10 protein-coding genes are annotated in these 9128 nt (G+C 55.4%); 3 read left to right on the top strand and 7 right to left on the bottom strand.

The genetic code is table 11. From position 1 onward, the window contains the following. Positions 1 to 328 precede the first annotated feature (328 nt). Complete coding sequence (locus Q371_RS16565; RefSeq protein ID WP_034342248.1) at positions 329 to 874, bottom strand: lysophospholipid acyltransferase family protein; 546 nt, start codon at positions 872 to 874, stop codon at positions 329 to 331. Further along, positions 871 to 1497, bottom strand: a complete 627-nt coding sequence (cmk, locus tag Q371_RS16560) for a (d)CMP kinase (protein ID WP_342668528.1) — start codon at positions 1495 to 1497, stop codon at positions 871 to 873. The genes Q371_RS16565 and cmk overlap by 4 nt, the downstream gene beginning before the upstream one ends. A 46-nt stretch (positions 1498 to 1543) precedes the next feature. Here cmk and Q371_RS16555 point away from each other — a divergent pair, with 46 nt between their 5' ends. Then, positions 1544 to 2290 (top strand): peptidylprolyl isomerase, encoded by a 747-nt coding sequence (locus Q371_RS16555; RefSeq protein ID WP_034342246.1) that lies wholly within the window; start codon positions 1544 to 1546, stop codon positions 2288 to 2290. A gap of 88 nt (positions 2291 to 2378) precedes the next feature. Here Q371_RS16555 and Q371_RS16550 read toward each other — a convergent pair whose 3' ends face one another. Continuing rightward, complete coding sequence (locus tag Q371_RS16550) at positions 2379 to 2774, bottom strand: VOC family protein (RefSeq protein ID WP_034342244.1); 396 nt, start codon at positions 2772 to 2774, stop codon at positions 2379 to 2381. Between the two features lie 156 nt (positions 2775 to 2930). Here Q371_RS16550 and Q371_RS16545 point away from each other — a divergent pair, with 156 nt between their 5' ends. After that, on the top strand, positions 2931 to 3614 hold the full coding sequence (locus Q371_RS16545) for a zinc metallopeptidase (RefSeq protein ID WP_034342242.1): 684 nt from the start codon (positions 2931 to 2933) through the stop codon (positions 3612 to 3614). A gap of 113 nt (positions 3615 to 3727) precedes the next feature. Then, complete coding sequence (locus tag Q371_RS16540; protein ID WP_034342266.1) at positions 3728 to 4321, top strand: peptidylprolyl isomerase; 594 nt, start codon at positions 3728 to 3730, stop codon at positions 4319 to 4321. A gap of 121 nt (positions 4322 to 4442) precedes the next feature. Here the strand turns inward: Q371_RS16540 and Q371_RS16535 are convergent, their stop codons facing one another. From Q371_RS16535 to cbiB, 4 genes are all read right to left on the bottom strand, one after another. Beyond that, the gene (locus Q371_RS16535; RefSeq protein WP_051964634.1) at positions 4443 to 5753 is read right to left on the bottom strand and encodes an ammonium transporter; all 1311 of its coding nucleotides are present in this window, start codon (positions 5751 to 5753) and stop codon (positions 4443 to 4445) included. A gap of 144 nt (positions 5754 to 5897) precedes the next feature. Continuing rightward, positions 5898 to 7301 (bottom strand): cobyric acid synthase, encoded by a 1404-nt coding sequence (locus Q371_RS16530; protein ID WP_051964632.1) that lies wholly within the window; start codon positions 7299 to 7301, stop codon positions 5898 to 5900. Then, complete coding sequence (locus Q371_RS16525) at positions 7291 to 8259, bottom strand: pyridoxal phosphate-dependent aminotransferase (protein WP_034342239.1); 969 nt, start codon at positions 8257 to 8259, stop codon at positions 7291 to 7293. The genes Q371_RS16530 and Q371_RS16525 overlap by 11 nt, the downstream gene beginning before the upstream one ends. Then, on the bottom strand, positions 8247 to 9128 hold the full coding sequence (gene cbiB / locus Q371_RS16520) for an adenosylcobinamide-phosphate synthase CbiB (RefSeq protein ID WP_034342237.1): 882 nt from the start codon (positions 9126 to 9128) through the stop codon (positions 8247 to 8249). Before cbiB ends, Q371_RS16525 begins: the two co-directional genes overlap by 13 nt.

Genomic DNA, 9128 nt, shown 5'->3' with positions numbered 1-9128 from the left:
GTGGAAGTGGCCACCACTGCACCAGGCGCAGAGACCGTGACCTGGGGGGCTTTGGTGTCCGGGGTGAAACCTGTGCCACATCCAACCAGCAACAGTGCTGTGGTGAACGTCAAACCTAGCGCTTTCTTATACATTCATCACCTCGCAAAAAGCTTTGTTGCAAACCTGACCCGTGGCTGACACCAACCTAGTCAACCATGAACCTGATCCAGCTTTTTGTGCCAACAAGCATAACTTTCTAAGGGAAAAATTGTCAATGTCTCATGCATAAAAAAACAGAACTCTAAAAGTCCTGTTCTGAATAGCCTTTATTCTTTTGGAAAACGAACTACAGCTGTTTCAAATTTTCCAGAGCCTCTGTAAATTTGTGGGTCAGCTCTGGGACTGTGCCCTGGGGCTCAATCGGGTCTCCAAAGCGCACAATCCATTTGCCTTTTTTCTGAACATACACAGGCACAATGGGGGCTTTCGCCTTAAGCGCTATAAGGGAAACCCCTCCCATCACCTGGGAACCACCCCGGGTGCCTTGTGGGAAAATCCCCAGTCCCTCTTCCTCTTCCAGAGCTTTGATGCAGGTGCGGATGGATGAGATGTCGTTTTTGCTCTGGCGGTCCACCGGAATGTTGCCCACATTGAGCATGTACCACTTGAACAGTGGATTGCCAAACAGTTCTTTTTTGGCCATGAAACGCAAGCGCCGTTTGGCCGCAATGGTGATCACAAAAGGATCCATGTTGCCCACATGGTTTCCTGCCACAATCACCCGTCCGGTTCTGGGCACTTTTTCCTGCCCGTACACTTTGAGACCAGAGGGATAGACCAGCAAACTGGTGAGGACCACGGTCACGTCGTACATCCAAGGTTGGGGAATCATGTGTGGACTCCTTTCAAAATGCGCTCCACCACCTGCTCAAGGGTGAGGTCGCTGGTGTCAATCAACAGGGCATCTTCGGCAGGCTTGGACTGCACCTGATCTTCCTGATCCCGCAGTTCCAGAGCCGCCTGAATGCTTGCAATGTCTTCTGGGCGCTCTTTTGCCCGCCTCTGGGCACGCACTTTGCTTCTGGCGGTCAGGTAGAACTTGTGCTTCGCCTGAGGAAACACTGCTGTTCCCATGTCCCGTCCTTCTGCCACAAAAGGGGCAGGCAGTTTTTTGAGTTGCACATTCACCCAATCGCGCACCTGTGGATGCTGGGCGATTTCACTGACCATGCGGTCCACTTCGGAGGTGTGCAAAGCGGAGGTGTAGTTGTGCTCTCCTTGCCAGACTTCGTTTTCTTCTGGATGTGGAATCAGGGTCAGGGGATGGGTTTCCAGAGCCTCCAGAATGGCCTTCTGGTTGCTGGGGTCGATTTGCAGGACATACACCAGATGGGTCACGGCTCTGTATAGATAACCGCTGCTGATGTAGGGGATGTTCAAAGCTCTGGCCACCCGCGATGCCACGCTGGATTTTCCGCTGGCCGCGATGCCGTCGATGGTGATGATCACAGTCACGGGCTTATGGTAATACACTCATTCCCTGTGCGTAAAATAAATGCGTATGAAATCCAAATGGTTGCTTTGTGCGGCTTTACTGACAGCTTCTCTTGCGGCATGCAAACCCAAGGAAGAAGCCACCAATACCACCACCCCTCCGGCCACCGAATCCACTGAACCAGAGACCACCGAGACTCCAGAGCCCACCACCCCTTCGGTGACCGCAGAGCAGGCTCTGGAAGGATTCACCCAGGAAAAGTTCTTGTCTGAGAAACCAGTGCGTTCATTCAAAGAAGAACCGGACCGCATCCTGAAAGACAACACCGATTACGTGGCCAAAATCGTGACCACCCAGGGCGACATTGTGCTGGACCTCTTTGAAGAAGACACCCCCACTTCGGTCAATTCTTTCGTGTGGCTTGCACTCAACCGGTTCTACGAAGGCATCAAATTCCACCGTGTGATTGAAGGCTTTGTGGTTCAGGGCGGAGATCCCAACACCCTGAAAGACGACCGTGGCACCTGGGGGCAGGGCGGTCCCGGTTACCAGTTCGGCCTGGAAGTGCGTCAGAACCTGAACTTCAATGAAAAAGGCATTCTGGGCATGGCCCGTTCTCAGGACCCCAACAGCAACGGAAGCCAGTTTTACATCACTCTGGCACCAGCCACCAATTTGAACGGACAGTACACGGTGTTCGGGAAAGTCATTGCAGGACTTGATGTGCTGGACAAAATCAAGAAGTATGAAGCCCCTGCTGAAGGCGATCCCGACAGCATGAAGACCGTTTCGATTTATACTAAAGGCAAGTAACCCAACAGAAGTTACCTCCGTCTCCCCCGAGGCGGTCCATCGGCCATCTGTATGCTTCTCCCCCACTACCCCACCCCGTAGCCTGTTGCTACGGGTGTGTTTTTTCGAGGGGAAGGATGGATTTGTGCTCGCCTTGCACAATTTCCAGCCGGTTGCCCCAAGGATCGCTCGTGAAAATGCGGGCCACATCCAGCGTGTGGTCCTGAACGTAAGCCACACCCTGCCTGTCAAAGTGTTCCATCACTTGCCGCAGGTCCAGGGTTCTGAAACAGGGATGGGCCTTTTTCTGGGGCACAAAAGGTTTTTCCACCCCGAGGTGCAGTTGTCTGCCGTCTGGCAGGGCAAACCACACGCCACCTCTGGCCCTGAGGGGTGCAGGCTTTGCCAGTTCTTGCAAGCCCAAGAATGACCCATAAAATGCGCGGGCAGTGTCTTCTTTGCCCTCGGGAATGGGGACCAGCACATGATCGAGTCCAGTCAGCATGCTTCAGTTTAAAACAAATCAACACATATTGTATCTACTTTGGTGGCAACACTTTATCTGTTCTTAAGATGCTGTTCCAGAGCACAAAACAGGCAACTTTGAACCCTTTAACCTCATATCCATAGACAAGTGGCAACGCCACTTGAGGAGGTTCCTGTGCTGTTCACCCCTTTCACCCTGCTGATTTTTGCCCTGATCATCGGTTCGTTCCTGATTCAGGGTTACCTGACCCGCACCTACCGCACCTATTCCCAGATCGCCAACACACGTGGCCTGACCGGGGCTCAGGTGGCCCGCAAACTGCTGGATGATGCTGGACTCCACAATGTTCCCGTGGAGATGGCTCCCGGCTTTCTCAGCGACCACTACGACCCCAGAAGCAAAGTGGTGCGCCTGAGTGAACACAACTTCCACCAGCCCAGTCTGGCAGCTGCAGCGGTGGCCGCCCACGAGGTCGGACATGCCCTGCAAGACGCCCAGAGAAACCCTGCTCTGGTCCTGAGAAGCCAACTGGCTCCAGCCCTGATGCTGGGGGCCAATTTCGGACCCCTTCTGGTGGTTCTGGGATTCATCTTCAAACTCAGTGGCCTGACCTTGCTGGGTGTGATGCTGTTTGCCGCTGCCGTGGCCTTCCATCTGATCACCCTGCCTGTGGAGTTTGACGCCTCCAAACGGGCTCTGGTTGATCTGGAAAGCAAGGGTCTGCTGACCTTGCAGGAAAACAGAGGTGCACGCACGGTGCTGAACGCTGCGGCCCTGACCTACATCGCAGGGTTCGCCATCGCTCTGGCCCAGTTGCTGGAATACCTGTACCTGTTCACAGGATCCAGAAACGACTGAAGCTTTTTCGCCTTCTGAAGCGCAGGAAACTGCGCTTTTTTTGTGCCTCGGGCATTTCCCGAAAAGCAGAAAGACGTACTTTTCTTCCCGGCTCTTGTCATACAATGCTGAAGATGAGCGACCAATACATCCCCGAGGGTTACACCCTGACCCCTTTCCTGTCCACCGAACGCAAAACCCGTTTCTCTGACGCTCCCGAATTGGGAGACGGCATCGAGCCCGGCAAACAATACAAGGCCGTTTTTGAAACCAACAAAGGCCGCATCGTGATTGACCTGTACGCCGAGCAAGTGCCCGTGACCGTCAACAACTTCGTGTTCCTGATCCGCAACCACTACTACGATGGCATCGTGTTTCACCGTGTCCTCGAAGACTTCATGGCCCAGACCGGAGACCCCACCGGAACCGGCTCGGGGGGGCCCGGTTACAGCTTTGAAGATGAATTTGATGCAGACCTCCGCCACCGTGGCAAAGGGGTCCTCAGCATGGCCAACCGGGGTCCCAACACCAACGGTTCCCAGCTGTTCATCACCTTTGTGGACACCCCTTGGCTCGATGGCAAACACGCCGTGTTTGGTCGGGTCTCTGAAGGCCTGAATGTGCTGGACAAACTGCAGCGCATTGATCCTCAGCGTCCTTCTGCTTTCATCCAGCCTGACCGCATTGAGCAGGCTTATGTGGTGGAAAAAGGCGCAAAAGACTTTTAAAAGCCATCAGCACTCAGCTGTCAGCGATCAGCAAGAGTGCTTTTGCTCCAGCGGGCTTTAAAATCAACAAAAAAGAGGAGGACTTCAGAAGTCTTCCTCTTGCATTTTGCAGGTGTTCCCATCAGTCTGAGGAGATCAGGACTGGAGCCGCCAGATTGTTGGTGTCCGAGGTGGCAAAACCAAAATCGTCGTTGTTGTAACCAGACTCCTGATGGAGGGCGAGGTCCACGCCGATGCTCTCATCGTGCACGCTGACCCTGAGGGGAATGAACACCTGGGTGATTTTCAGGCTGATGAAGGTCAGGGCAGCACAAAAACCAATGGTGAACACCAGTCCCAGAGCCTGAATGCCAAACTGCACCAGAGGGGCTTTGCCCTGTCCGGTGGTGAAGGCAAAAAGCCCTGTGAACAGGATGCCGACCACTCCGCCCATGCCGTGCACAGCAAACACATCCAGAGAGTCATCGAATTTGAGTTTGTGCTTGTAGGCCAGAATCCAAAACGACACGGTGGTGGCAAGGAAACCCAGCAGCAAAGCGGCCAGAGGGCTGATGAAACCCGCTGCAGGAGTCACTGCAACCAGACCCGCAATGCTTCCGGTCGCTGCACCCAGAGCAGTGGCCCGTTTGGAGTGAATGTATTCCCAGAGCATCCAACTGAGCATGGCAGAGGCTCCGGCTGCGTTGGTGGCGGTGATGGCTCTGGCGGCACTTTCACCGGCGGTCAGGGCAGATCCGGCATTGAAGCCCAGCCATCCGAACCACAGCAGCCCCACACCCAGCAGCACATACACCATGTTGTGGGGCAACACTGGACGTTTGGGCCAGCCCACGCGTCCGCCCACCACCATGGCAGCAATCAGACCCGAGAAACCGCAAGCCACTTCGATGGGGAGGCCTCCAGCAAAGTCCAGCACACCCAGTTTGGCCAGCCATCCATCGGGGGTCCAGAGCCAGTGCACCAGTGGGATGTACACCAGAATGCTCCAGAGGGTGATGAACAGCAGGTAAGCACCAAAACGCATGCGCTCCACCACGGCACCACTGATCAACGCCGGGGTGATGATGGCAAATCCGGTTTGGAACAAAACAAAGACATACTCGGGGATGGTGCCCCAGACCTGACCATCGAGGCCCTGCAGACCGGCATGGGAAAGGTTGCCGATCCAGGTGCCTTCACCGAAGGCGAGGCTGTAACCAAAGGCGATCCACAGGATGGACACGATGGCGATGGCGGCAAAGCTCATCATCATGGTGTTCAGCACACTGCGGGTGGAAACCAGACCCCCGTAAAACAGGGCCAGTCCGGGGGTCATGAGGAGCACCAGAGCGCTTGCAGCAAGCACCCACGCGGTGTCTCCTGTGTCGATTGTGCCGCTGGCAGCCAGGGCGGAGCTGCTGAGCAACACCAACAGGGGAAGAAGGCGCGTCATGACTCCAGAGTAAAGGCACCTGCATTTTGAACCCTCAATTTGTGCAGTCAAGACCAAAAATCATGAACGTATATGCCGAAAAGCTGCATTTTGGTGTTTTTTGTTCATGTGTTTTGAGACGTTTGTCAGCAAAAAGCCAAACATTCAGTCCAGATGCTCCTCCCAGCCAGAGTTGTTGATGGCCTGTTCAGCAATGGCATTCAATTCCTCTTCCATTTTTGCCTTCCAGTCCACAACTTCAGCCTGAACATTCAAGATGTTCAAAAATTCTTGCACAAAAAGTCGATTTTCAAAGAGTCCGTGCAAATAAGCCCCTCTGGTGTTGCCCTGTTGCCATCCCAGACCATCGGGAAGCCACGGCTTTGCACCCAGAGATCTGGTCTGTCCATGGTGGATTTCATAGCCAGAGAGCACCTTCCCTTCATGCTGCACAGAGGTTTGCAGGGTGGTTTTGTTTTCACTGAGGGTGGTTTCCAGAGCCAGCAAACCCAGACCCTCGATGTCTCCACTTTCGATGTGGTGGGGATCGAGGATGTGCTGTCCCAGAAGTTGCATTCCTCCACAAATGCCCAGAATGGGTTTTTGCGAAGCCGCAAATTGCTGGATGTGTGGGGTCCATCCGGTGTCGTTCAGCCAGCGCATGGACTGGGCGGTGTTGCGTGAACCCGGCAAAATCAGGGCATCAAACACCTCAAGATCGCGCACTTCACGCAGGGGAACCACGTTGATGCCGCTCTGGTGGATCAGGGGATCAAATTCATCCAGATTGGAAGCGTAGGGATAACACAGAAGGGCGATGTTCTTCAGGCCGAACTTCGGCTCGGCACGGTAATGGAGGGTGTCCTCCTCGGGGAGTGTGTGGTGCAGCATGTCCACGATGGCCACCACGGGGATTCCGGTTTTCTCCTCAAGCCACATCGGGGCTTCGCGCAGCAGGGTTTTGTCTCCGCGAAACTTGTTGAGGATGAATCCCTTCACCCGTTTTTGCTCCTCCTCGTCCAGACACATCCACGTCCCGAGCAAGTGGGCAAAAGCCCCTCCCTTGTCGATGTCGGCAATCAGGTACACATCTGCTTGGGCTTCCAGAGCCACCCTCATGTTCACGATGTCGCTCTTTTTGAGGTTGATTTCAGCAGGACTTCCAGCTCCCTCAATAATCAGGATTTCTGCTTCCTCTTGCAGGCTGTGTAAAGCCTCCTGCACCACCCCCCAGAGTCTGGGTTTGCGGTCAAACCATGGCAGTAAAGAAATTTCAGGGTCGGGTTTGCCCATCACGATCACCGCACTCTGGGTGTCGGCCATGGGCTTGAGGAGCACCGGATTCATCCGCACGTCGGGCAAAGTGCGGGCAGCAATGGCTTGCAGGTACTGGGCACGGCCCATTTCCAGACCGTCTCGGGTGACCGCAGCAAAGTTGCTCATGTTCTGGGCTTTGAAAGGGCGCACCCGATACCCCAGATTGGCGTAATGCCGACACAGGGCAGCCGTCAGGAAGGACTTGCCTGCATCCGAAGTGCATCCCATCAACATGATGGTTTTAAGGGCCATAGAACCTCCGAAATTCCTGAATGAAGCGTGCATCGTGCTCCAGTTGGGTGCTGACCCGGATGAAGTCTGGATGTCCATAACTGGCACAGTCTCGAACCCGAATGCCTTCTGACTGCAAAAAAGCCGTCAGTTCAGAGGCTCTGGGGGCAGGGACCAGCAAAAAAGGCACCCCCTGAAAAGGGACCTCAAGCCGATCCGCCAGTTTGCGGGCACTGGCCTGCACCAGAGGCAAGGTCTGATCCACGAAACCTTGCGCCTCTGGCAGGGCACGCAACACCAGATCCAGACTGGCTGGAATGTGCCACGCGCTTTGCAGGTTGTAGAGTTGAGCAGCCACCTTTTCACCACAAAGGGCGTAAGCCATGCGCATGCCGACCAATCCGTGCGCCTTGCCCGGAGACTGCAAGCGGATCAGGCGTTCTGAAGTGCCCAGAGGATGCACCCCCAGAAAAGGCAAATAAGCCTCATCCAGCAAAACATAATCCGCACAGTCCAGAAAAGGAGCGAGGTCCACCTCAAGGTCTGCAAAGTGGTGGCCACTCGGGTTGTGGGGGTTGGACAGGTACAGCAACCTGACTTTTTTGAGGGCAGGATTCTGGCGGTCTGTGATGGTCAGGTTGGCCTTGCAAAGCCCTGCGGCTCTGGCAAACTCACCAAAAGGGCTGCCGATGGACAACACCTCATCTCCCGCTTCAAGCAGGGCAAAACAGATGCGGTACATCAGTTCGCTGGCCCCCACCCCGAGCACCACCTGATTTGCCCTCACCTGATGCCAGTCTGCAAGAACCGTGCGGGTTTGCAGGTAGGCGGGCTCTGGATATTCCCTCAGGTCTGCCCTGTGCCATGCCTCCAGCAGCAGTGGACTCGGCCCCAGAGGGTTGCTGTTCACGGAGAAGTCCAGCATCTGGCTCTGGTCCTGCTTGCCTCCGTGGTGTGCCCTTGCGATCAGAGGAAACATGCCACCACTGCCAGAAAGCCCACACTGGCAACAGCCACCTGATGCAGCAACTTCAGGGTGTGGGCCAGATCCTGACGCTCTGGATCACGGAAAGGTCCACCCAGACTGTAGGTGTCCCGTTTGTTCAGGCGCACCCCCACCAGACCCGCCAGAGCCGCCATTGGAAAACCAGAGTTGGGGCTCGGGGTGTTTCTGGCGTCATTCAGCATGGTTTTCCACGCTCTGTAAGAACCGTGCACTGTACAGATCAGGATGCCGGTCAGGCGTGCAGGGATGAAATTCAGCACATCGTCCATGCGGGCAGCCACCTTGCCGAAAAACTCCAGCTCTGGCGTGCGGTAACCCCACATGGCATCTGCGGTGTTGCAGAAGCGGTAAAACGCCACCATCGGCAAACCTCCGATCACAAACCAGAAGAGGGGAGCCGCCAGCGAATCCGAGAGGTTTTCGGAGACAGACTCCATGGCCGCCCCCATCACTTCACTTTCCGAGAGCAGGGAAGTGTCGCGGCTCACCAGATGCCAAGACAGTTCGCGCCTTGCCTCTGGCAGATTGGGGGCATTCAAGACGCTTTCTCCGGCTTTTTTCAGGGCGGTCCATGCCATCAAGGGCTTGAGGCACAGGGCGGTCAGAACCACCTGCATCCAGAGGGGCAACAGAAAAATCAGACCCTGCACAGCCCATGCCACCAGCACCACCAGCCCTGCCCCCACAGCCCAACCCAGCAAACCCGAGAAAAAATCTGGGGGCAGCAACCGTCTGGCCTGCCTCAAAAAATGCCCCATCCAGACCACCGGATGAAACCGCACTGGAGGTTCCCCAAAACGGTCCAGCACGAAGGCCAGCACAAGGACCAGAGCCGTCAGCAT

Source organism: Deinococcus misasensis DSM 22328 (genome assembly GCF_000745915.1).
In the GTDB taxonomy this organism is placed as follows: domain Bacteria; phylum Deinococcota; class Deinococci; order Deinococcales; family Deinococcaceae; genus Deinococcus_C; species Deinococcus_C misasensis.
The sequence above is the reverse complement of the archived record's forward strand: the minus strand, read 5'-3'. Positions and strand labels throughout refer to the sequence as shown.